Genomic DNA, 21,861 nt, shown 5'->3' with positions numbered 1-21,861 from the left:
CGGAAGACACGGAAATAGAGTCCACGGTGGATGTGATCATTCATCCAACGGAACAGCGTTCACAATACTGAACGCATCCGCGCGGGTCAGCGTAGATCCAGGAGGCAGTTCGCCATGGCAGCAACACCAGTCTGGAGTGTGGACCCCCGCACCGGGAAGCACCGCGAGCAGGTTGCGGTGGAGGCCACACCCCGGGAGGTGGACGAAGCCGTGCGCGCGGCCCACGCCGCCCGCGGCTCGCTGGCCGACGCCGGGAGGCGCGCCGCCTTCCTGCGCACCGCCGCCGATCTCCTCGACGAGGCAGCTTCCCACGTCATCGAGGCCGCCGACGCCGAGACCGCGCTCGGACCCGGCCGGCTCACCGGCGAGCTGGCCCGCACCACGGGCCAGTTCCGCGCCTTCGCCGACGCCGTGGACGAGGGCTCCTACCTCGACATCCGCATCGACCGCGCCGATCCCACCACCGCCCCTCCCCGCCCCGAGCTGCGCCGCTACAAGGTGCCGCTGGGCGTGGTCGCGGTCTATGCCGCCTCCAACTTCCCCCTCGCCTTCTCCGTGCCCGGCGGCGACACCGCCAGCGCGCTGGCCGCGGGCTGCCCGGTCGTGGTCAAGGCGCACCCCGACCACCCGGCCACCTCCGAGCTGTGCGCCTCGCTCCTGCGCCGGGCCGCCGTGGTCGCCGGACTGCCGGCCGAGGTCGTCGCCGTGGTCCACGGGTTCGACGCGGGCCTGGAGCTGATCCGGCACCCGCTGATCAGCGCCGCCGGGTTCACCGGGTCCATCCGGGGCGGGCGGGCCCTGTTCGACGCCGCCGCCGCGCGGCCCGTACCGATCCCCTTCCACGGGGAACTGGGCTCCCTGAACCCGGTCGTGGTCACCGCGGCGGCCGCCGCCGAACGCGCCGAGGAGATCGGCGGCGGGCTGGCCGGCTCGGTCACGCTCGGCGTCGGCCAGTTCTGCGTCAAGCCGGGCCTGGTCCTCGTACCCGAGGGCGCGGACGGGGACCGGCTCGCGGGTGCCCTGACCAAGGCGCTCGGCGAGACCGAGCCCGGGGTGCTCCTCGACCACCGGATGCGGGAGAACTTCGTCGCCGGGGTCCGCGAACGCGCCGCGCTGCCCGGGGTCGACGCACCCGTCACCCCCGGCTCGGGCGGCGAGCACACCGTCGGCGCGGGCTACCTGAGCGTGCCCGTGCGGACCCTGCTGGAGGGCGGGCCCTACGAGGTGCTCCTGGAGGAGTGCTTCGGCCCGGTCACCGTGCTGGCCCGGTACGCCGGCCAGGACGAGGCCGCCGCCCTGCTCGGGCGGCTCCCCGGAAACCTCACCGCGACCCTGCAGCTGTCGGCCGCCGAGGCGGACGGCGGCCCGGGTCCGGCGGCGGAGCTGATCTCCCAGGTCACGGCGCTGGCGGGGCGGGTCGTGGTCAACGGCTGGCCGACCGGTGTGGCGGTGGCCCCGGCCCAGCACCACGGAGGCCCCTACCCGGCGGCGACCTCCCACTCCACCTCGGTCGGCGGCACGGCGATCGAGCGCTGGCTGCGCCCGGTGGCCTACCAGTCGGTGCCGGACGCCCTGCTCCCGGCGGAACTGCGCGAGGCCAACCCCCTGAACCTCCCGCGACGGGTCACGGGAGGCTAGAACCCGTCGGGGAGGCCCGGTCAACCGCTCAGGACCCGGGCCTTCTCCGTCGCGAACTCCTCGTCGGTGAGCAGGCCCTGGGCCTTGAGCTCGGCCAGTGCGGTGAGCTGGCCGACCCTGTCGACGGGCGCGGCCGGCGCCGCGGCGGGCTGCGGGGCCGGCTGCGACTGCTGCCAGGCCTGCTGCTGCGCGGCCGCCTGGGCCGCCGCCTGGTTGACCAGGGCCTGCTGCTCGGCGTCGGCCGAGGCCTGCTGCTGCGCGGCGCGCTCGGCCTGGTTGCGCTGCACCCGGCCGGAGACCGCGGTGGCCGTACCCGCCACGACCGCGGTGCGTGCCATCGCGCCCAGCAGACCCGGGCGCCCGAAACGTCGAGGCATGACCGTCCTCCCCTACTTCTCGTCCAGTGCGGCGACGGCGCGTTCCACTCTGTCCCGTGGAATGCGCTCCATGAAGAGCACCTCTCCCCCGGACCCCCGCAGCGCCGAGGCCAGACGCGTGGCCCAGGCGTTCTCCCAGACCACCACGAGGGCCGAGGACTCCGGAGCCAGGCCCTGCGCGACGGTCTCCAGGTCCTCGTCGCTCAGCAGGTCGAACTCCTCGCCGAGGATCCGCTCGAACTGGTCGGCCACCTCGGAGTCGGCGAGCTCCACCACGGACACCGCGCCGTCCCGCTCCTTGCGGACGAACGTGAGGTCGAGGATGCGCACCACTCCGCCCTCCTGGAGCTCGCGCAGGGCCGGGGCGAGATCGCCGTTGAAACGGTTGCCGTCGAAGGCGACCACGGCGACGTCCACCGGGCCGATCGATTGGGCCGTAAGGGCTGCACCAGCAGGCATGAGCATGACCTCTTCCATAGCGCATGGAATCACCGCAAAAAGGATCTTACTCGGCAGGGCCGACACCGCATCGCGAGGCGGATATTGCGTTGCAGCCCGCCGCCCGGGGACGGCACTCTCGGCCCATGCCCAGACCTCACGGATTCTCGTACGAACAGCGGGGCGACCAGAGCGTCGTCATCACCCACCAGGGCCGGTCCGCGGCCACCCTCCGGGGCGGGCGGGCCGCCGCCTTCCTGGCCGAGGTCGAGGCCGGTGACGCCCAGCTCGTGATGGCGCGCTGGACCGGTTCGTACAAGTTCGGCAACGAGCGGACGGCCAGGAACCACCCCCGCAACCAGGGCCGCGTCTGAGGCGGGAGTGAAGAACCGGGAAACCGGGTGAAAGTAAGGGAACGGCAAAGCCACCTCGGTCGTTCTCCCGGCATGACCGCTATGACCCCTGGTTCCAACCTGCCGCTCAATGCCGTCCGCGTGACGGTCGACGTGGCTGCCCCGGTGCGGCTCGACGTGTCCGCGCTGCTCCTCGCCGCCGACGGCAAGGTGCGTTCCGACGCCGATTTCATCTTCTTCAACCAGCCGTCCGGCCCCGGCGTCACCTACCGCTCGGGCGGCGGCACGGCACCGGACTCGATCACCGTGGACACCGGTGCGGTCCCGCCCGGCATCGAGCGGATCGTCATCACCGCCAGCCCCGACGCCGCGGGCCAGTCCTTCCAGGGCATCGAGCCCACCGCCACCGTGCGGGACGCCGGAGGCGGAGCGGTGATCTCCACCTTCACCCCGCCGCGGCTCGGCACGGAGACCGCCCTGGTGGTCGTCGAGGTCTACCAGCGCGGCGGCGTGTGGAAGGTGCGCGCGGTCGGCCAGGGGTACGCGAACGGCCTCGCCGGCATCGCGACCGACTTCGGGGTCTCGGTGGAGGAGGAGCCGGCTCCGGCCGCCGCCGCCCCGGCCCCGGTCGCCCCGCCCGCACCGCCCGTGCCCCCGGCGCCCCCCACGTACGCGGCCTCCCCCTGGCTCACCAGCGGCGCTCCCGGGGCGACCCCGGCGCCCGCGCCGGTCGCACCCGCACCGGTCGCGGCTCCCGCCGCCGCCCCCGCCCCCGGTACCGGGAAGATCAACCTCGACAAGGGCCGGGTCAGCCTCCAGAAGAACCAGACCGTCTCCCTCGTCAAGGGCGGCCGGCCGCTGCTCTCCCAGGTCAAGATGGGCCTCGGCTGGGAGCCCGCGTTCCGCGGCCGGGACATCGACCTGGACGCCTCGGTCATCGCGTACGGCCCGCAGCGCAACCACATCGACAGCTGCTACTTCGGCAAGCTCTCCATCCTGGGCGGCTCCGTCAAGCACTCCGGCGACAACCTCACCGGCGAGGGCGCGGGCGACGACGAGGTGATCGTCGTCGACCTCGGTCGGCTGCCCGCCGACGCGACGGGCCTCGTCTTCACGGTCAACTCCTTCTCCGGCCAGAAGTTCACCGAGGTGGCCAAGGCCTACTGCCGCCTCATCGACGCCGCGACCAACGAAGAGCTGGTCCGCTTCGACCTCACCAGCGCCGAGCCGCAGACCGGCGTGATGATGGCCAAGCTGATCAAGCAGTTCTCGGGCGAATGGGAGATGACGGCCATGGGCGAGTTTGTGAAGTCGCGCACAGTGCGGGGCATGGTCAAGCCGGCCGCACAGGCACTCTGAGCAGGTGGGCGGGCACATGGAGCGACGGACACCCGCCCCGGGTGATCTGTTCCACCCTTAATACGGAGGTCGCTGTCAGTGCCCGCCCGTAGCCTGGTAACCATGCACCAGACACTCCAGCCCGCGGGCCCCGCGCGCCCGTCCGCCGCCGAGGCGAACGAGGCGATCCGGCAGCTCGTCGAGAGCCGGGTGGACGGCGAGTGGCCCTCCGAGGCGTACGAGTTCCTCCTCGAAGAGTGGGCCGCGGCCAGCCGCGCCGAAGCTCAGTAAAAGACCGGACGCACAGAAGCACAGACGAGAGAACAGACGAGACGACGAGAAGAGCCGCCGGGCCCGAAGGCCCGGCGGCTCTTCTCATGTCCGCCCTTCGCGGATCAGCGGCGGCGCCGCCACGGTCCCGTGACGGCCAGCATGATGCCCGGGTCCTGGATGCTGGCGAACAGCGTCCGTCCGTCCGGCGAGAAGCAGACGCCCGTGAACTCCGAGTACTCCGGCTCCTCGGCCGTGCCCAGGTTCATCTCGTTGCGGGCCAGCGGGTACGTGCGCCCCGACTCGGTCGCGCCGAAGAGGTGCTGCAGCCCCGAGCCGTCCTCGGCGATGATCAGACCGCCGTACGGGGAGACCGTGATGTTGTCCGGGCCGTCGTACCCGCCGTCGACCGACGGGTCGGCGTTCACCCCGAGCAGGACCTGCAGCCGCACCGTGCGCCGCTTGGGGTCGTAGAACCACACCTGCCCGTCGTGGGCCGCGCCCGGGCTCTCCTCGCGGGCGTAGGAGGAGACGAAGTACGCCCCGCCGTCGGCCCACCACATGCCCTCCAGCTTGCGCGCGCGGGTCACGGCCGCCTCCCCGAACTGCTTGCGCACCGCCACGGTGCGCGCGTCGCGGTCCGGGACCGGCACCCAGTCCACCCCGTAGGTGGTGCCGATCTTCGTCGCGCGCGAGAGGTCGTCGACGAACAGCCCGGCGCTGTCGAAGCACTTGGCGGCCGCCAGCACGCCGGCGTCGTCGGCGAGCGTACGGAGCTTGCCGCGCCCGTGGCGGAAGCCGCTCGGCGGGGTCCAGCGGAAGAGCAGCCCGTTGGGGTTGGAGGCGTCCTCGGTGAGGTAGGCGTGGCCCGTCCGCGGGTCGATGACCACGGCCTCGTGGTCGTAGCGCCCGAACGCCTTGACCGGCTTCGGGCCGAGGTTGGCGCGGCGGTCGTGCGGGTCGACCTCGAAGACGTAGCCGTGGTCCTTGGTCATCCCGTTCTTGCCGGCGAGGTCCGAGTTCTCCTCGCAGGTCAGCCAGGTGCCCCAGGGGGTGGAGCCGCCCGCGCAGTTGGTCGACGTACCGGCGATGCCCACCCACTCGGCGACCTCGCCGCCGCGCCGGACCTCGACGACCGTGCAGCCACCGGCCGCGGCCGGGTCGTAGACGAGGCCCTCGGTGAGCGGGACGGGGTGCTTCCAGTTCGTGCGGGGGCCCTTCAGCTCGTGGTTGTTGACGAGGAGGGTGACACCCCGGTGGCCCTCGAAGGCGGCCGTGCCGTCGTGGTTGGACGGGGTGGTCTCGCCCGAGTCGAGGGTGGTGACACCGCTGTGGGTGATCACGCGGTACGTGAACCCGGCGGGGAGGGCCAGGATGCCGGCCGGGTCGGGGACGAGCGGGCCGTAGCCGGGACCGTGGCCGTGGCCGTGTCCGTGGCCCTGGCCCTGCTCCAGGTCGGCGTCCTGCCGCGCGCCGTCGTCGTCCGCGGCGAGGGCCCCGGGGGCGGTGGCGAGGGCGCCGACCGTTCCGGTGAGCGCGACTCCCGCACCCGCGAGTGCGGTGCGGGTGGTGAAATCTCTGCGGCTGAGCGGCATCGGGTCTCCAGGGGTGGGGAGGTGGTGCGCTTGTCGTGCGGTCGTCGGCGCACACGCTCCCGCCCGCACGTGAACGCCGACTGAACTACCCGGGAAAACGAATCGACCCCTTCACCGGCGTCCCCGTTGGCCGAGTCCCTCGCGGGAACGGCCGGTTACCAACGCCTCACACGCCCCGGGAACGCGCCTTGAACGCGGCCTTCCGCGCCTCCTTGGCCGCCTTCTTGTCGGGGTGCAGCCGCCCCATCGCCTCCAGCACGTAGGCCGTCGCCGGGTGCTCCACCCGCCAGGCCTGCTCGAAGAACCCGGCGTGATGGGCGGTCAGCGACTCGATCAGGAGCGGCAGCTCCGCCTCCGCGCCCTCCCCGCCGTCGGCTCCGGCTCCCCCACCGCTCGCGCCGCCCGTCGCGAGCTGCGCCGCGATCGTGTCGACCGTCAGCCAGAACACCATCTCCTCGTCCGGCGCCGGTACGTCGGCCACCCCGCGCTCGGCGAGCCAGACCCGGGCGAGCCCGCCGAGCTCCGCGTCGTCCAGTACGGCGCGGACGGCCTGCTCGGCCTCGGCTCCGGCCGGAGCCAGGGCCTGCTGACAGCGCAGCCGGCGCAGCGGGCCGCCCGGGTCGGCGCCGCGGGCGGCGGCGAGCAGCTCCGTGACGGCTTCGGGTACGGGGCGGCCGGCCAGCCACTGTTCGATCTCGGCCTGGGCGGCGGACTCGGAGTAGTGGGAAACCACGTCGAGCAGGACGTCCGCGCCCTTGCCGGCCAGTTCGCCGACGGCGGGGGCCTCGACGCCCGCCTCCAGCATGCGCGCCCGGATCCCGTACAGCCCGAGGGGGGTCAGGCGCACCAGCCCGTACCGGGAGACGTCCTCCTCGTCGGGAGCGGCGCCGGATTCCGCGGCCGCGAGGAACTCCTCGTCCTCGGCCTCGGCCATCAGCGCCTCGTCGACGGGGCGGAACTCGACCAGCCCGATCGGCTCCAGCTGCCGGAACTGGTCGTCGAGGCGCATCATCGCGTCCGAGACCTGCTCCAGTACGGCGTCGGTGGGATCGCCCATGTCGTCCGGGACCACCATCGAGGCGGCGAGCACCGGGAGCGGCACCGGGCCGTCGGCCGTGCCGCCTTCGGCCACGGCGAGCAGGTAGAGGTTGGCGAGGACCCCGTCGAGGAAGTCGGCCTCGCGGCGCGGGTTCCAGTCGAGCTGGTCGAAGTCGATCTCGCCGCCCGCGTCGAGGGCGTCGACGAGGTCGTCCAGGGCCGGTACCGCCGCGTCCGCGAGGACGGTGTCCAGGGCCGCCAGCCACAGGTCGAGCACGTCGCCGGGGGTTCCGCCGGTCACCAGTGCCAGGTCCTCGCCGGGTTCGGCCGTGCCGAACTCCCGGTCATCCTCGGACGCTTCCCCGGAGGCGGAGCCGTCCTCCTCCGGTTCGGTGACGTCGACGAGGCCGGTGTCGACGGCCACCCGCCAGGCCTGGCTCGCGTGGGCCGCGGAGTCCTCGTCGGCGGGGTCGAGGCCCAGCAGGGCCACGGCCTCGGGCAGTTGCCCGGCGACGAGCTCGCCACCGGTGTCCACGCGGGTGTCCGGTCCGGCCCAGCGGGCGAGGCGCACGGCGCGGGCGAACAGCGGGGCGGCCAGGGCTTCGCGGGCCAGTTCCGCGTCGGGGAGCAGCCGTACCGGCGGCAGCGCGGGGTGCGAGTCTGCGGACATGGGGCGGTTCTCCTCGCGGGCACGGGTTGTTCGGGTTCGGGTGGTTCGAGGTGTTCGGGTTCGGGTGGTTCGGGTGGTTCGGGTACGGGTCGTACGGCGCCCCAGAGTAGACGCATTTCGGGCGCGTCCGGCGGCCTCTCCCCTTTGGTTCATCCCACAGTCAACCTCCGTATTCCCTGTAGGGCTTGACAACTTTGCCGGCCACGAAGGAAATTGACGCGCGTAGATATCTGCTTCCTCCTCCACACACCGGAGTTCCCGCCCATGCGCTCCTCGCATCCCCGTTCCGCCGCCGTCGCGGCCCTCGTCGCCACCGCGCTGGCCACCGGCCTGCTCGCGGGCACCGCCGACGCGGCCGAAGGCGCCGAGTCCGCCGATCCGATACGCATCCACGACATCCAGGGCACCACCCGGATATCCCCGCTGGTCGGCAAGCAGGTCGCCGACGTGGCGGGCGTCGTCACGGGCGTTCGTACGTACGGTTCGCGCGGCTTCTGGATCCAGGACCCGGACACGGACGACGACGACGCCACCAGCGAGGGCGTGTTCGTCTTCACCAGCTCCGTCCCGACCGTCGCGGTCGGCGACGCCGTCAAGGTCTCCGGCCTGGTCGGCGAGTACATCCCCGGTGGCGTCTCCTCCGGCAACCAGTCGGTCACCCAGATCTCCAAGCCCGTCGTGACCGTGGTCTCCTCGGGCAACGCGCTGCCCGCGGCCACCGCCGTCAACGAGTACTCGGTGCCCTGCGCCTACGCCCCGGAGGGCGACCCGGCCGCCGCCGGCAGCATCAACGGCCTGACCCTGGAGCCCTCGCGCTACGCCCTGGACTACTACGAGTCCCTCGAGGGCATGAACATCGCGATCGGCACCTCGCGCGTGGTCGGCGCCACCGACCCGTACGCCGAGCTGTGGGTCACGGTGAAGGGCTGGGAGAACAACACCAAGCGCGGTGGCACGCTCTACGGTTCGTACGACTCCCAGAACACCGGCCGCCTCCAGATCCAGCAGCTCGCGCCCCTCGCGCAGCAGCCCTTCCCGGTGGCCAACGTCGGCGACAAGCTGACCGGCCCCACCGAAGGCCCCCTGGACTTCAACCAGTTCGGCGGCTACACCCTGGTGGCCCGCACCCTCGGCACGGTCAAGGCGGGCACCCTCGCCCCGGAGAAGACCAAGCCGCAGGCCGAGAAGGAACTCGCGGTGGCCACGTACAACGTGGAGAACCTCGACCCGACCGACCCCCAGGAGAAGTTCGACAACCTGGCGAAGGCCGTCGTCGAGAACCTCGCCTCCCCCGACATCCTCGCCCTGGAGGAGATCCAGGACGACAACGGCGCCAAGAACGACGGCACGGTCTCGGCCGAGGCCACCCTGACGAAGTTCACCGAGGCCATCAAGGCCGCGGGCGGCCCGGCCTACCAGTGGCGGACCGTCAACCCGGAGGACAAGAAGGACGGCGGCGAGCCCGGCGGCAACATCCGCCAGGTGTTCCTCTTCAACCCGGAGCGGGTCTCCTTCACCGAGCGCGCCCCGGGCGACGCCGTGACGGCGACCGGTGTGGTGAAGGAGGACGGCAAGGCCGCCCTGACCCACTCCCCCGGCCGGATCGACCCGGCGAACCCGGCGTGGGTGGACAGCCGCAAGCCGCTGGCCGGCGAGTTCGTCTTCCGCGGCAAGACGGTCTTCGTGATCGCCAACCACTTCGGCTCGAAGGGCGGCGACCAGGGCCTGACCTCCGCGACCCAGCCTCCGGTGCGCTCCTCCGAGGCGAAGCGGCTGCTGCAGGCGCAGGCCGTGAACGGCTTCGTGAAGGACATCCTGGCGGTGGAGAAGAAGGCCGCGGTCCTCGTGGTCGGCGACATCAACGACTTCGAGTTCTCCGGCACGACCAAGGCGCTGGAGGACGGCGGGGCGCTGTACTCGGCGATCAAGTCCCTGCCGCGGTCGGAGCGGTACTCGTACGTCTACCAGGGCAACGCCCAGGTCCTCGACCAGATCCTGACGAGCCCCGGCATCAAGCAGTTCAGCTACGACAGCGTGCACATCAACGCGGAGTTCGCGAACCAGAACAGCGACCACGACCCGCAGGTCGTGCGCTTCCGCCCGTAGCGGCGGCGCCGAAGGGGCCGGGCCGCACCGCCGCCCGGCCCCTTTGGCATGATCCCGGCATGATCTTCCGTACCGCAACGCGTCAGGACCTGCCCGCCGTACTCGCCCTGCTGGCCCAGGACGAAGACCCGGCCGGAGCCGCGGCCGACGCCGGGGCCGGGACGGTGCCCGCGCCGGCCCCGCCGGTCTCCGAGGCCCACGAGCGGGCCTTCGCCGCGATCGCGGCGGACCCGCGCAACGAGATGCTGGTCCTGGAGGCGGACGGGGACCTCGTCGGCTGTCTGCAGCTGACGTACATCCCGGGTCTCGGCCAGGGCGGACGGGAGCGGGCCCTCGTGGAGGCCGTACGGATCCGCGCGGACCGGCGGGGCGGGGGTCTCGGGGCCCGCCTGATGGAGCTGGCGGCGGAGCGGGCCCGCGAGCGCGGCTGCGGCCTGATGCAGCTCACCAGCAACAAGCGGCGCACCGCCGCGCACCGCTTCTACGAGCGGCTGGGCTACGCCCGGAGCCACGAGGGCTTCAAGCTGCCGCTGGCCTAGCGGGGCCGGAAGCCGGACGGTCGGGAGCCGAGGAAGGGACCTTTGGCCCTGGCGTGACGCTCAGCACATCCCTACCCATTCGGGCGGTTCTGGTGTTGAGTGTCCCCACGCCCGATCTTGTACCGCACTCCAGCACTCCTTTGGAGGACCGCGTGTTCCCCTCCATTTCCCTCGCGCAGGAAATCGGCATCGCCGTCCTGCTCGTGGCCGCCGCCGTCTGGCTGATCGGCCTCGGCCACATGCTGTGGGACAGCCGTTTCCACCACCCGGAACCAGGCGCCTTCGAAGGTCTCTCGGTCATCCCCGCCCAGCGCGGCACCTCCGTCCACCCGATGGAGTCGGTGGAACTGACCGAGGCGGAACAGCAGGCCTTCGCCGGCCTGGTCCGCACGATCCCCCTGCACTGACCTGCACTGACACCGCCGCCCGCCGGACCCCCGGCCCGCGCGGCCCCCGCGTGCGCGCAGCCCCTCCCCCGCTCGGGGCGGGAGGGGCGCACCACGCACGGCGCCCTCCCACCCCGACGGGTGGGAGGGCGCCGGCAGGACCGGACCGGTGTCGGTCAGTTGTGGCTGTGCAGGACCTCGTTCAGGCCGCCCCAGGCCGCCTTGTACGGGCGGGCCTCGACGGCGCCGGTGACCGAGTTGCGGCGGAAGAGGATGTTGTTGGCGCCCGAGAGCTCCAGGGCCTTGACGATCTGGCCGTCCGGCAGGGTGACGCGGGTGCCCGCGGTCACGTACAGGCCGGCCTCGACGACGCACTCGTCGCCCAGCGCGATGCCGACGCCCGCCTCGGCGCCGATCAGGGTGCGCTCGCCGATCGAGATGATCTGCTTGCCGCCGCCCGACAGGGTGCCCATGGTGGACGCGCCGCCGCCGATGTCGGAGCCGTCGCCGACCACGACGCCCGCGGAGATCCGGCCCTCGACCATGGAGGTGCCCAGGGTGCCGGCGTTGAAGTTGACGAAGCCCTCGTGCATGACGGTGGTGCCCTCGGCGAGGTGCGCGCCCAGGCGGACCCGGTCCGCGTCGGCGATGCGCACGCCCTTGGGGGCGACGTAGTCCGTCATCCGCGGGAACTTGTCGATCGAGGTGACCTGCAGGTGCAGGCCCTCGGCGCGGGCGTTCAGCCGGACCGCCTCGACCTGGTCGATCGCGACCGGGCCGAGCGAGGTCCAGGCGACGTTGGCCAGCAGACCGAAGACGCCGTCCAGGTTCTGGCCGTGCGGCTTGACCAGGCGGTGGCTGAGCAGGTGCAGGCGCAGGTACGCGTCGTGCGCGTCCAGCGGCTTGTCCTCCAGGGAGGCGATCACGGTGCGGACCGCTACGACCTCGACGCCGCGGACCGCGTCCTGGCGGATCGCCTTGGGCGCGGTGGCCCCCAGCAGCTCCACGGCCTGCTCGGCGGTGAGGCGCTCGGTGCCGGCCGGGCCGGGCTCGGCGACCAGCTGGGGGGCGGGGAACCAGGTGTCGAGGACGGTGCCGTCGGCGGTGATGGTGGCAAGTCCGGCGGCGACGGCGCCGGTGGTACGCGTAGCAGTCATGCCCGAAACCTAACCGGCGACGGCCTGCGGTCGCGAACCGGTCTCATGTGCCGGTCGCGCGCGTCGCCGCGTCCCGCGCGCACCCATGACCAGGACGACCCCGCCGGCGGCTGTGCCGAGTACCGCGCACAGCGGCCACAGCAGGCCCGGAGCGACGTCGTACAGGGCCCCTCCGAGCGGGGCGGCGAGGACGACGGGGAAGGTCGTGCAGTGCTGCCGGCAGACGATGTCGATGACGACGATCGCGCCGAGCAGGACGAGCACGGCGGGCCGCGCGCGCAGCTCACCCCACAGGCTTCCGCGGCCCCGACCCCCGTCCGGGGCCGCGGAAGGCTTGACGGCCGCCCCGGCCGGGACGACCCGGGCGGTCCAGAGGGCGAAGAAGAGGGTGCCGAGGCCGACCGCGACGAAGAGCCAGTCGTACGGGAGCCCGGTCGCGATGAGGGCCCCGACCGGTGCGCCTACCGCGAAGCCCGCGTTGGAACCAGGATCCCCACAGCCAGCAGCCACACGACCCTCGGTACGTCCTTGAATCCCTGCAGCACACCTGCACTCCCCCACTTAGTGAGTTCCGTTTGGGAACTAACCATGTCAGCATGGCAGCCTCGGGTCAACGGACAAAGGAGTGCCCATGGCCCAGCGCACGCACCTCGACGACGCGGACTGCTCCATCGCCCAGGCCCTCGACGTCGTGGGCGACTGGTGGACGCTGCTGATCGTGCGCGACGCGGCACGCGGCGTGCACCGGTTCGACGACTTCCAGCGCGAACTGGGCATGTCCCGCAAGGTCCTGACGGAACGGCTGAAGCTGCTCGTCGAGGCCGGCGTGCTGACCCGCGAGCCGTACCAGGACCGCCCGGTGCGCTACGCATACCGGCTGACCCCGCGCGGACGCGGCCTGCTGCCGGTACTGGTCGCCCTCCAGGACTGGGGGGACACCTGGATCCTGGGAGAGGGAGAAATGACGGCGACGACGCACGAGGCCTCGCGCGAAGCGGTACGGGTCCACGCCCTGCGCGGCACCCGGCTGCCGGAGCTGACGCTGCCGGACCGTTTCGGCGAGCTCCGCGACCCGGTGGCGGACACGCCGTTCACCGTCCTGTACTGCTTCCCGGGCGCGTTCGCCCGGTCCGAGTCCTACCCGCCGGGGTGGGCCGGGATCCCCGGGGCACGGGGCTGCACCCTCGAATCGTGCACCTACCGGGACCAGCTCGCGGAGTTCACGGCGGCGGGTGCGACGGTGCACGGGGTGTCGACCCAGCGGCCGGACGAGCAGCGGGAGTTCGCGGAGGCCGAGGGGCTCCGCTTCCCGCTCCTCTCCGACGCGGAGCTCGGACTCGTGACGGCGCTGCGGCTGCCGACGTTCCGCGCGGGGGGCATCAGCCGGCTGAAGCGCCTGACGCTGGTCGTGGACCGCGACCGGACCGTCCGCGAGGTCTTCTACCCGGTCCAGGACATCGAGGCGAGCGTGGCCGCCGCCCTCGCGGCGGTCCGCGGCGCGTAGCCCCGGGGCCGGCTGCGGCCGGGGCCGCAGCCGGGGCCGCCGTCAGGCCCGCAGCACCCGCCGCAGGATCTCGCAGGCGTACGCCTCGTCGTACTCCGCCCCCGTCAGCAGCACCTGCAGGCTGATCCCGTCCATCACCGCGACCAGCGCCCGGGCCGTGGCCGGGTCCGTCCGCGCGGACAGCGCCGCGGAGACGGCCTCGCACCATTCGGCCGCCACGGGACGCAGCGCGGGCCGGCGCAGGGCGGCCAGGTAGAGCTCGTACTCCAGCTCCGCCCGCGCCCGGTCCGCCCCGAGGAACCCGCCCAGCAGGACGGCCAGCGCGCCCGCCAGGTCCGCGTCCGGATCGGCCAGCGCGGCGGAGTCCGCCACCGCACGGGCGAAGCCCTCGTTGGCCTGGCGCAGCGCCGCGACCAGCAGGTCGTCCAGGGTCTTGAAGTGGTACGTCGTGGACCCGAGCGGTACGTCGGCCTCCGCCGCCACGCTGCGGTGGCTGAGCCCCGCGATGCCGCGGGCTCCCACCACCCGGATCGCCGCGGCGATGATCCGCTCCCGCCGGTCCGGGTCGTAGCGGCGCACCGAGCCGGCCATCAGCGGACGGGTCCCGTCACGGCGACGGCGGGCACGGCGGCTGCGGGTGACGGGCGAAGCATGCGTACGACAGTACACAGCCGCGCACGCACCTCCGGACGTGCGCGGTACGACTCGTCGAAGTCCCCGTACAACCCTTTGCCCGGCAGGCGGGTCTCAACTCCGAATCCTGATAGCCCAGTCGAGTTCCCGGAGGAAGACAGATGAGGAAGCGCAGCCTGGCGGCTCTGTGCACGGCCACGGCGCTCGGGGTCGTCCTCGCGATTCCCACGGCAGCCCTGGCGGCGGACCCGCAACCGTCCGGCTTCAAGGCCTGGACCGACGGCACCCGCGTCCACCTGGACTTCGGCGGCTCCAAGCTGCCGCAGCACCTCAAGGTGAACCTGCGCAAGCCCGGCAGCGACGCCCCGGTCGCGACGGTCACCTCGTTCGAATCCACGCCCGACGAGGACCCTTGCAGTCCGTCCTGCGATGACGACAACGACTCCGAGACCGGCATCCGCTCCTCTCCCCTGCGGCTGGCGGACCTGGGCACGTACAGCGTGGACGTCCTGTACGACGGCACCCAGGGCGAACCGATCGTGCACAAGGACAAGGCCACCCTCACCTACGGCCTCATTCCCCGTGTCACCGACCTCGATGTGGACGGGAGTCCGAGCCTCGAGAACCGGACCGTCACCGTCAAGGGCGAAGCCGTGGGCCTCGACCCACGCGACGACATCGAGCGGCCGCTGCCCAACGGCAAGCTGATCCTGGAATCGGCGGGGGCCTCCACCCCCGTGTTCACCGACGCCTCGGGGCACATCACGGCGCCGTTCACCTTCGCCGGTACCGAAAAGGTCGCGTCGGGGTCCATACCGCGGGTCAGGGTGACCCTCCGGCCGGAGCAGGAGCGGGAGAACGGCCCGCGGGCCCAGTCGCGCGATGTCCAGACCGGCCCCCGCCCCACCGCCAGGATCACCTTGGACACCGCCCTGGTGAAGGCGCCGGACGGCTCCAAGGCTCCGGTGAGCGGCCGGCTCACCTTCAAGGGTGCCGACGGCACCTGGAAGCCGGCACCCGCGGGAACCTGGGTCCGGTCCAGGGACGGGGGCCCGGCGCAGACCGGCGCGGACGGCCGGTTCGCCACACAGATCCTGGTCAACGGCAGGATCTCCGGGCTGGTCACCCTCACCGGATCGGCCTGGCTGGGGAACAGCAACGCGACCGTGGCCGTGGACCCCTCCACGAGCGCCGGTTTCCACGGGGGCCTGAGCGCCACCCTCACCGCGGACCGGAAGGTCTCCCTCACCGGCAAGCTGTCCGCGTACGACCTCCCGGCGCCCGCCAAGCTGAAGGTCCTGGTCGAGTTCCAGCCCAGCGGCTCGTCGGAGTGGATCACCAAGGCGACCCGGTACAGCGCCGCCCCGGCCGGGGACAGCACGCGCGCCGTCACGGCGGCGGGGCTGCCCTATCCGGGGCCCGGCAGCTGGCGGCTGCGGTACGTCGCCGCCCCCGGGATCCCCGCCGGGCCTGCCGGGGGTTCGTTCCTGGCCCGCGTGAACACGGCGATCCCGGAGTTCAACGCCACCCCGGAGCCGGTCAAGGCCGGAAAGCCGATCGGCATCACCGGCAAGCTCACCCACACCCGGTACTACAACGAGACCACCTGGTCCGGATACGGCGGCCAGCCCGTCCGCATCTACTTCCGCGCGACCGGCGCGACCGCGTGGACGCTGGCGGGCAGCACCACGACGGCGGCCGACGGCACGTTCAAGACGTTCTTCACGGCCGCCAAGGACGGGGTCTGGCAGGCCCGCTACGACCAGGCCACGTACGACCACTTCAACGCCACGAGCCGCGAGGACCTCGTCGACGTGCAGTGAGCAACGGCGCCCACTGATGCCCCGTCGGCCTGCCGGCGGGGCATCAGTGCGTCGTCCCCCCGAGGTTCAGCAGCACGACCCCGGCGATCACCAGCGCGATGCCCCCGATCTTCGCGGCCGTCGCGGCCTCCCCCATGAAGATCATGCCGATCGCGGCGATCGCGGCCGTGCCGACACCGGCCCAGATCGCGTACGCCGTGCCGACCGACATCGACTTCAGCGTCTGCGCGAGCAGGGTGAAGGCGATGACGTAGCCCACCAGGGTGATCAGGGAGGGCCACAGCTTGGTGAAGCCCTCGCTGAACTTCATGGCGGTGGTGCCGGCGACCTCGGCGGCTATGGCGGCGGCAAGCAGGAGATAGGGCATGCGTACGACCGTACACAACGATGCGTACGCCCGTACACACGCAAACCGCGGACACCCGTACAACCCTTTGCCGCACCCGGATGTCGCACAGATGATCAACACGTTGATTTCCATGGGGGAGACACATGAGGAAGCGCACCCTGGCGGTGCTGTGCACCGCCACCGCGCTCGCCGGAGGACTGCTCGTACCAACGGCCGCACAGGCCGCCGAACCGTTCCCGGCGGGGTTCAAGGCGTGGACCCACGACGAGCGGGTCTACGTGGACTTCGGCACGGCCGCCACGCCGAAGGACCTGAAGGTGCACCTGCGCAAGACGGGCACCGACACCCCGGTCGCCACCGTCACGGCGTTCCGGCTGATCGAGGACGACGACCCGTGCAACCCGTCCTGCGGGGACGACCCGGGCACGACGGCCCTCGAAACCGCGCCGCTCAAGCTGGCGGAGCTGGCGAAGTACAGCGTGGACGTCGAGTACGACGGCACCGCCGGCGAACCGATCCTGCACAAGGACAGGGCGACCCTCGACTACCAGCTGATCCCGAAGGTCAAGACCTTCGAGGTCCTCGGGACGCCTGACCTCGAACACAGGACGGTGACCGTCAAGGCGGACGCCGTCGCCCGCGACCCCCGCGACGACTCCGAACGGCCGCTGCCGAACGGCAAGCTGGTCGCGGTGACGACAGCGGGCAGGACCCCCTTCACGACCGACGCCTCGGGACACCTCGAAGCGCCCCTGACGTTCACCGGCACCGAGAAGGCCGCGCACGGGACCTGGCACCAGAAGATCCTCGTGGTCCTGCGGCCGGACGGCTCCGACACCGCACACGGAAAGAGCCTCGAGGTCGAGGTCAAGCATCCGTACACCCGCATCGTTCTCGACACCAACAAGGTGACCGGACCGGACCAGTCCTCGGCTCCGGTGAGCGGCCAGGCCTTCTACCACCTCGAAGGCGGCACCGAGAAGCCACTGCCCGTCGGAACGCTCATGACGGTCTACAACGTGCAGAAGTTCAAGTCGGGCCCGGACGGCCGGTTCACCGTCCAGGTCCCCATCGACGGCACCCGCCCGCAGCGGATCGTCATCCTGCCCACGGCATGGCTGCCCACCGCCTCGGCGTACGTGGCGTCCGATCCCACGACCAGCGCCGGATTCCACGACACGCCCGCCCTCACGGTCAACGCCAACAGGACGGTCACCCTTTCCGGGAAGTTCCGCCGGTACGACATCCCGGCGCCCACCCCGCTCAAGGTCGAGGTCCAGTTCACGTCCGACGGCACGACCTGGACCACCGTGAAGACCCTGACCAGCACCGCCCCCGCCGGAACCAGCACGGCCACCGTCACGGCCAAGGACGTCCCGTACACGGGCCCGGGACAATGGCGCCTGCGGTACGCCGGAACCTCCGCGATCCCCTCCGGAGCCGCCGTGCCGACGACCGGGAGGCCGGGGGTCGTCGAGACCGCCCTGCCGGAGTTCAATGCGGCGCCCGAGCCGGTCAAGGCCGGAAAGCCGATCACGATCACGGGCAAACTCACCCGCGAGGCGAGCAGCTTCACGGGCGTCTTCGTTCCCGCCGCCCGCCAGACCGTGGAGATCTGGTTCCGGCCGAACGGCACGACCGCCTGGAAGGCGATGGGCACCGCCAGGACCGACGACAAGGGCCTGTTCACCAGGGCCTTCACAGCCGCCAAGGACGGCTACTGGCAGGCCCGGTACACGAAGGTCCCGTCGTACCACTTCTCCTCGCAGAGCCGCGAGGACTTCGTCGACGTCCAGTAGGACGTCCGGCGAGCAGCCCACCCGCACGCCGCACCCCGCCGGAGCCCATGTCCCGGCGGGGCGCGGTCATTTCCGCGCGGCTACGGGACTTCCCCGGCGCCTGCGGTTACGGTGTGCGCCGCGACCGGGGACGGGAGGGGATCCGCATGGACGGGCACTGGACCCACTGGGGCGGCGGCTGGCTTCCGCCACGGCCACCCCGGCCCGGGGTGATATCCCTGCGGCCGCTCACTCCCGGCGACATACTCGGCGGCGCCTGCGCCGCCCTCGCCCGGTACTGGGTCCCGCTGGTCGGCGCCATGCTCCTCGGCCAGCTCGCCGCGCTGCTGCTGCTCGCCGCGACCGCCCTGGCCGCCCTCGCGCTGCACGTCCGGCCCGTCGACGCCCTGGTTCCCGCCGCGGCCCTGGCGACCCTGCTGACCTGCGCCCTGGCCTCCGCCCTGACGGGCGCCGTGCTCCGCCCGGCGGTCCTCGGCCGCCCCGCCACCGCCCGTACGCTGCTGCGCGCCGCCCGCCCCCGCTTCGGGGCCGTCCTCGGCGCCCAGCTCCTGGTCCTCGGCGCCGTGGCCGGACCGGGCGCCGCCGTCCTCGCCGCAGGGCTGCCGCCATTGGCGGCGGCGGCCACCCTGCCGGCCGCACTCGGACTCGGGGTGCTGTGCGCGCTCGCGCCCACGGTCGCCGCCTGCGAGGGCCTCGGCCCGCTCGGCGCCCTGCGCCGCTCGGCCCGCCTGGTGCGCGGGGCCTGGTGGCGCACGCTCGGCCTCACCGGCCTCGCCGCCGCGTTCGCGCTCGCAGCGGCGTACGCCGTCCAGCTGCCCTTCGCCTTCGCCGGGGCGCTCAGCCTGATCCCGGCGGTGGACGGCGGCTTCGTGCACGCGGTCCTCACGGCGCTCGGCGCGATGGTCGCCCAGACGCTGCTGCTCTGCTTCCCGCAGCTCACCGCCGGCCTGCTCTACACGGACCGGCGGATCCGCCGCGAGGACCTCGCGGCGGAGCTCACCAGGCAGTCCGCGCCGTCCGGGGAGTTCAGTTCAGCGTGAACCAGGCCGCGCGGGACTTCTTCCACTCCGGGTGGGTGAGGTCCTTGGTCTCGGTGCCGTCCCCGTACAGGTCGGCCGAGCCGCTGTCGGTGATCAGCTGCACCCGCGCACCCGCGACCGACAGGTCGGGGACCGCCACGATGGCCTCCCAGCCGCCCGGGTCGGTGGTCGGCAGGTCGGCCCGCTTGACCGGGGCGTGGCCCGCGATCCCGTCCCACTGGTAGAGGGCGTACGGGTCGGAGTTGTCGTCCGCCGCCCAGGAACCGGCCAGGATCAGGTACTGATCGGCGGCGTTCTTGCGGATGTCGCGGACCGCGAGCCCGCCGAGGTCGAGCTCGATGCCCGCGCCGAAGGCGGCCTTGGTCCCGCTGGAGATCACCTTGTCGAAGTTGGTCACCGGCACGACCAGCGCCTTGCCGCCGATCACCGCCGGGGCCAGCGGGGCGCGGAAGCCCAGGTAGGCGGTGGTGGTGGAACCCGGAGCGAACTCCAGCCCCTCCACGTTGAACCCGTCGATCTGCTTCGGCGCCTCACCGGCGGCCGTACCGGCGGCGAAGCCGTAGCGGTTGCCGTTCGCCGTGTCCCAGGCCACCAGGTCGTCGCGGAGCTTCTTGTACGAACGCCCGTACGCGAGCTGCGCGGTGGATCCGGAGCCGGTCAGCGTGGTGGTGAACACCGTGTTGCGGGGCGCCTTGTACTCGCCGTCCTTGTTGTTGCCGAGCGAGCCCGTCCAGTAGATGGTGTTGCCGATCAGGGTCGCCCCCTCGATGTCCACCTCCTTGGTGACGCCGAGCTGCGAGCTGAAGTCCCAGGTCCGGACCGGGGCCGCGGAGTTGGCTCGGTCGTACAGGCGCAGCACGTTGCTCTCGTCGTCGGCCACGACCGTGTAGCCGCCGCCGACGTCCACGGCCGCCGAGGAGTCCGAGGCACCGGTGAAGTAGCGCGCGTCGGCCGGGCTCTGCACCGCGGAGGAGGCGGCGTAGTACAGCGTCTTGGTGGCGGTCTTGCCGCCCAGCCCGGTCACCTTGACGGTGAGGTTGGTGTAGCCGCGGCCGCGGGCGGCGACCGCCAGCTTGCGGACCGCGCCGGCCCCGGTGACGCTCACGTCACCGGTCCCGGCGACCGTGGCCTTGCTGGAGGCCGAGGCGCTGACGGTGAGCGCGGAGACGCCCGCGCCGCTCTGCGCCACGGTCACGTCCACCGTCGGGTCACCCGTCGCGCCGACGGCGCCGGACAGGTAGGAGGCGGACAGCGAGATGGTGGGCGTGCCGTACGTGACCGCCTGCGCGGGCATCGTCGTGGCGGCGAGGAGCAGCACGGCGATGCCGGCGGCGCCGAGGTACGTCTTCTTCGTCATCTGCTTCTTCTGCGCCGTCATCGGGATCCCCCACGCATCGGGCCGAGCATGAACCATCCGGACCGGGACTTCTTCCACTCCGGGTGGGTGAGGTCCTTGGCCTCGGTGCCGTCCCCGTACAGGTCGGCGGAGCCGCTGTCGGTGATCAGCTGGACGCGGGCGCCGGGCACCCGCAGGTCGGGTACGGAGACCACGGCTTCCCAGCCACCCGGGTCGGTGGTCGGCAGGTCGGCCCGCTTGACCGGGGCGTGGGCCGGGACGCCGTCCCACTGGTAGAGGGCGTACGGGTCGGAGTTGTCGTCCGCCGCCCAGGAACCGGCCAGGATCAGGTACTGGTCGGCGGCGTTCTTGCGGATGTCGCGGACCGCGAGCCCGCCGAGGTCCATCTCGACCGGCTCGCCGAAGACCGGCTTGGCCGCGCCGGCCACGACCTGGTCGATGTTGGTGACGGGCACGACCAGCGCCTTGCCGCCGGGCACCGCCGGGGCGAGCGGGGCGCGGAAGCCCAGGTAGGCGGTCGTCGTGGAGCCCGGAGCGAACTCCAGGCCCTCCACGTTGAACCCGTCGATGCTCTTCGGGATCTTGCCGGCCGCCGTGCCCGCCGCGAAGCCGTAGCGGTTGCCGTTGGCGGTGTCCCAGGCGATCAGGTCCTCGCGCAGGCCCTTGTAGGCGGAGCCGAGGACGACCTCGGTGTCGGCGCCCGTGCCGGTGAGCCGGGTGGTGAAGACGGTGTTGCGCTCGGCCTTGTACTTGCCGTCCTTGTTGTTGCCGAGCGAGCCCGTCCAGTAGACGGTGTCGCCGACGCGGGCGGCGGCCTCGATGTCGGCTTCCTTCTTGATGCCGAGCGCGGGGCCGAGGTCCCAGGTCTTCACCGGGGCGCCCGAGCGGGAACGGTCGTACAGGCGCAGCACGTTGGTCTCGTCGTCGGCCACCAGCGCGTAGCCGCCGCCGACGTCCACGGCGGCCGAGGAGTCGGCGGAGCCCGTGAGGTAGCGGGTGGAGAAGGCGCTGGTGCCCACCCGCGCCGAAGCGGCGTAGGAGAGGGTGGCCGTGGCCGTCTTACCGCCGCGGCCGGTCACCCGGAGCGTCAGGTCGGTGTAGCCCTGGGCCCGCGGGCGGACGGTCAGCTCGCGGTCGCCGTGGCCGGTCCGGTCGATGCGGACGTCGCCGGGCCCGGCGACGGCCGGGTTGCTGGAGGAGAGGACGTCGACCCTGAGGAAGGCGGCGGGCATCCCCTCCTGCGCGATGTCCACGGTGACGCCCGGGTCGCCGATCGCGCCGACGGCGCCGGAGAGGTGACCGGCGGAGAGCGCGATGGTCGGTTCGGCGGCGGCTTCCTGTGCGGCGTGGGCGGGCGCGGCCAGTCCTGCGGCGAGCAGGGCGGCGGCCCCGGCGGCTCCCACGGCACCGAGGCGGCGTGCCGGTGAAGGGCGAACGGTCAACGGAGGTCC

21 protein-coding genes are annotated in these 21,861 nt (G+C 72.5%); 11 read left to right on the top strand and 10 right to left on the bottom strand.

Translation table 11 applies throughout. The features are described from left to right. Positions 1–114: 114 nt before the first annotated feature. Positions 115–1,638 (top strand): aldehyde dehydrogenase (NADP(+)), encoded by a 1,524-nt coding sequence (locus tag OG898_RS22255; protein ID WP_266958848.1) that lies wholly within the window; start codon positions 115–117, stop codon positions 1,636–1,638. A gap of 20 nt (positions 1,639–1,658) precedes the next feature. On the opposite strand, the gene OG898_RS22250 is transcribed toward OG898_RS22255, so the two are convergent. Continuing rightward, a complete protein-coding gene (locus OG898_RS22250) occupies positions 1,659–2,015 on the bottom strand; it encodes an SHOCT domain-containing protein (protein WP_250742289.1) in 357 nt (118 codons plus the stop codon). A gap of 12 nt (positions 2,016–2,027) precedes the next feature. Then, the gene (locus tag OG898_RS22245; protein ID WP_266958846.1) at positions 2,028–2,474 is read right to left on the bottom strand and encodes a DUF6325 family protein; all 447 of its coding nucleotides are present in this window, start codon (positions 2,472–2,474) and stop codon (positions 2,028–2,030) included. Positions 2,475–2,599: 125 nt separating this feature from the next. Here OG898_RS22245 and OG898_RS22240 point away from each other — a divergent pair, with 125 nt between their 5' ends. The 3 genes from OG898_RS22240 (at position 2,600) to OG898_RS22230 (ending at position 4,435) form a co-directional block, all read left to right on the top strand. Continuing rightward, positions 2,600–2,827, top strand: a complete 228-nt coding sequence (locus OG898_RS22240) for a hypothetical protein (protein ID WP_250742291.1) — start codon at positions 2,600–2,602, stop codon at positions 2,825–2,827. Between the two features lie 81 nt (positions 2,828–2,908). Next, on the top strand, positions 2,909–4,165 hold the full coding sequence (locus tag OG898_RS22235; protein ID WP_266958844.1) for a TerD family protein: 1,257 nt from the start codon (positions 2,909–2,911) through the stop codon (positions 4,163–4,165). Between the two features lie 102 nt (positions 4,166–4,267). Beyond that, positions 4,268–4,435 carry a hypothetical protein gene (locus OG898_RS22230; protein ID WP_243338429.1) on the top strand — a complete coding sequence of 56 codons (168 nt, stop codon included), beginning with the start codon at positions 4,268–4,270 and terminating at the stop codon, positions 4,433–4,435. 104 nt (positions 4,436–4,539) lie between these two features. Here OG898_RS22230 and OG898_RS22225 read toward each other — a convergent pair whose 3' ends face one another. Then, complete coding sequence (locus OG898_RS22225) at positions 4,540–6,009, bottom strand: alkaline phosphatase PhoX (protein ID WP_266958842.1); 1,470 nt, start codon at positions 6,007–6,009, stop codon at positions 4,540–4,542. Positions 6,010–6,175: 166 nt separating this feature from the next. Beyond that, the gene (locus OG898_RS22220; protein WP_250742294.1) at positions 6,176–7,717 is read right to left on the bottom strand and encodes a hypothetical protein; all 1,542 of its coding nucleotides are present in this window, start codon (positions 7,715–7,717) and stop codon (positions 6,176–6,178) included. Between the two features lie 264 nt (positions 7,718–7,981). Here OG898_RS22220 and OG898_RS22215 point away from each other — a divergent pair, with 264 nt between their 5' ends. The 3 genes from OG898_RS22215 (at position 7,982) to OG898_RS22205 (ending at position 10,769) form a co-directional block, all read left to right on the top strand. Next, complete coding sequence (locus OG898_RS22215; protein WP_266958839.1) at positions 7,982–9,823, top strand: endonuclease/exonuclease/phosphatase family protein; 1,842 nt, start codon at positions 7,982–7,984, stop codon at positions 9,821–9,823. A gap of 59 nt (positions 9,824–9,882) precedes the next feature. Then, complete coding sequence (locus OG898_RS22210) at positions 9,883–10,362, top strand: GNAT family N-acetyltransferase (RefSeq protein WP_250742296.1); 480 nt, start codon at positions 9,883–9,885, stop codon at positions 10,360–10,362. A 152-nt stretch (positions 10,363–10,514) separates the two neighbouring features. Beyond that, positions 10,515–10,769 carry a hypothetical protein gene (locus OG898_RS22205; protein ID WP_266876878.1) on the top strand — a complete coding sequence of 85 codons (255 nt, stop codon included), beginning with the start codon at positions 10,515–10,517 and terminating at the stop codon, positions 10,767–10,769. Positions 10,770–10,924: 155 nt separating this feature from the next. On the opposite strand, the gene dapD is transcribed toward OG898_RS22205, so the two are convergent. After that, a complete protein-coding gene (gene dapD / locus OG898_RS22200) occupies positions 10,925–11,905 on the bottom strand; it encodes a 2,3,4,5-tetrahydropyridine-2,6-dicarboxylate N-succinyltransferase (protein ID WP_266958837.1) in 981 nt (326 codons plus the stop codon). Positions 11,906–11,914: 9 nt separating this feature from the next. After that, positions 11,915–12,415 carry a hypothetical protein gene (locus OG898_RS22195; RefSeq protein ID WP_323182679.1) on the bottom strand — a complete coding sequence of 167 codons (501 nt, stop codon included), beginning with the start codon at positions 12,413–12,415 and terminating at the stop codon, positions 11,915–11,917. Positions 12,416–12,536: 121 nt separating this feature from the next. On the opposite strand from OG898_RS22195, the gene OG898_RS22190 reads away from it, so the two are divergent. Next, positions 12,537–13,409 (top strand): winged helix-turn-helix transcriptional regulator, encoded by an 873-nt coding sequence (locus OG898_RS22190; protein WP_250742299.1) that lies wholly within the window; start codon positions 12,537–12,539, stop codon positions 13,407–13,409. Between the two features lie 42 nt (positions 13,410–13,451). Here the strand turns inward: OG898_RS22190 and OG898_RS22185 are convergent, their stop codons facing one another. Continuing rightward, positions 13,452–14,000: a TetR/AcrR family transcriptional regulator gene (locus OG898_RS22185; RefSeq protein WP_250742300.1), complete on the bottom strand. Its 549-nt coding sequence runs from the start codon at positions 13,998–14,000 to the stop codon at positions 13,452–13,454. Positions 14,001–14,203: 203 nt separating this feature from the next. Here OG898_RS22185 and OG898_RS22180 point away from each other — a divergent pair, with 203 nt between their 5' ends. Then, entirely contained in the window at positions 14,204–15,865 is a 1,662-nt protein-coding gene (locus tag OG898_RS22180; protein WP_266958835.1) for a hypothetical protein, read from the top strand. A 43-nt stretch (positions 15,866–15,908) separates the two neighbouring features. On the opposite strand, the gene OG898_RS22175 is transcribed toward OG898_RS22180, so the two are convergent. Further along, positions 15,909–16,232 (bottom strand): multidrug efflux SMR transporter, encoded by a 324-nt coding sequence (locus tag OG898_RS22175; protein ID WP_250742302.1) that lies wholly within the window; start codon positions 16,230–16,232, stop codon positions 15,909–15,911. A gap of 125 nt (positions 16,233–16,357) precedes the next feature. Here OG898_RS22175 and OG898_RS22170 point away from each other — a divergent pair, with 125 nt between their 5' ends. After that, on the top strand, positions 16,358–18,013 hold the full coding sequence (locus OG898_RS22170) for a hypothetical protein (protein ID WP_266958834.1): 1,656 nt from the start codon (positions 16,358–16,360) through the stop codon (positions 18,011–18,013). Between the two features lie 146 nt (positions 18,014–18,159). After that, a complete protein-coding gene (locus OG898_RS22165; RefSeq protein WP_266958832.1) occupies positions 18,160–19,053 on the top strand; it encodes a hypothetical protein in 894 nt (297 codons plus the stop codon). Here OG898_RS22165 and OG898_RS22160 read toward each other — a convergent pair. Beyond that, positions 19,040–20,347, bottom strand: a complete 1,308-nt coding sequence (locus OG898_RS22160) for a DUF3616 domain-containing protein (protein ID WP_266960379.1) — start codon at positions 20,345–20,347, stop codon at positions 19,040–19,042. The genes OG898_RS22165 and OG898_RS22160 overlap by 14 nt on opposite strands. A gap of 80 nt (positions 20,348–20,427) precedes the next feature. After that, positions 20,428–21,789 (bottom strand): DUF3616 domain-containing protein, encoded by a 1,362-nt coding sequence (locus tag OG898_RS22155; protein WP_266960377.1) that lies wholly within the window; start codon positions 21,787–21,789, stop codon positions 20,428–20,430. Between the last annotated feature and the right edge of the window lie 72 nt (positions 21,790–21,861).

The sequence above is a fragment of the Streptomyces sp. NBC_00193 genome (assembly GCF_026342735.1).
Lineage (GTDB): Bacteria > Actinomycetota > Actinomycetes > Streptomycetales > Streptomycetaceae > Streptomyces > Streptomyces stoeckheimensis.
This window is presented reverse-complemented; position numbering and strand designations above follow the sequence as displayed.

Coding starts and splice junctions, on each gene's coding strand:
- OG898_RS22255 (WP_266958848.1), top strand. CDS start 115: ATGGCAGCAACACCAGTCTGGAGTGTGGACCCCCGCACCGGGAAGCAC.
- OG898_RS22250 (WP_250742289.1), bottom strand. CDS start 2,015: ATGCCTCGACGTTTCGGGCGCCCGGGTCTGCTGGGCGCGATGGCACGC.
- OG898_RS22245 (WP_266958846.1), bottom strand. CDS start 2,474: ATGCCTGCTGGTGCAGCCCTTACGGCCCAATCGATCGGCCCGGTGGAC.
- OG898_RS22240 (WP_250742291.1), top strand. CDS start 2,600: ATGCCCAGACCTCACGGATTCTCGTACGAACAGCGGGGCGACCAGAGC.
- OG898_RS22235 (WP_266958844.1), top strand. CDS start 2,909: ATGACCCCTGGTTCCAACCTGCCGCTCAATGCCGTCCGCGTGACGGTC.
- OG898_RS22230 (WP_243338429.1), top strand. CDS start 4,268: ATGCACCAGACACTCCAGCCCGCGGGCCCCGCGCGCCCGTCCGCCGCC.
- OG898_RS22225 (WP_266958842.1), bottom strand. CDS start 6,009: ATGCCGCTCAGCCGCAGAGATTTCACCACCCGCACCGCACTCGCGGGT.
- OG898_RS22220 (WP_250742294.1), bottom strand. CDS start 7,717: ATGTCCGCAGACTCGCACCCCGCGCTGCCGCCGGTACGGCTGCTCCCC.
- OG898_RS22215 (WP_266958839.1), top strand. CDS start 7,982: ATGCGCTCCTCGCATCCCCGTTCCGCCGCCGTCGCGGCCCTCGTCGCC.
- OG898_RS22210 (WP_250742296.1), top strand. CDS start 9,883: ATGATCTTCCGTACCGCAACGCGTCAGGACCTGCCCGCCGTACTCGCC.
- dapD (WP_266958837.1), bottom strand. CDS start 11,905: ATGACTGCTACGCGTACCACCGGCGCCGTCGCCGCCGGACTTGCCACC.
- OG898_RS22190 (WP_250742299.1), top strand. CDS start 12,537: ATGGCCCAGCGCACGCACCTCGACGACGCGGACTGCTCCATCGCCCAG.
- OG898_RS22185 (WP_250742300.1), bottom strand. CDS start 14,000: ATGGCCGGCTCGGTGCGCCGCTACGACCCGGACCGGCGGGAGCGGATC.
- OG898_RS22180 (WP_266958835.1), top strand. CDS start 14,204: ATGAGGAAGCGCAGCCTGGCGGCTCTGTGCACGGCCACGGCGCTCGGG.
- OG898_RS22175 (WP_250742302.1), bottom strand. CDS start 16,232: ATGCCCTATCTCCTGCTTGCCGCCGCCATAGCCGCCGAGGTCGCCGGC.
- OG898_RS22170 (WP_266958834.1), top strand. CDS start 16,358: ATGAGGAAGCGCACCCTGGCGGTGCTGTGCACCGCCACCGCGCTCGCC.
- OG898_RS22165 (WP_266958832.1), top strand. CDS start 18,160: ATGGACGGGCACTGGACCCACTGGGGCGGCGGCTGGCTTCCGCCACGG.
- OG898_RS22160 (WP_266960379.1), bottom strand. CDS start 20,347: ATGCCCGCGCAGGCGGTCACGTACGGCACGCCCACCATCTCGCTGTCC.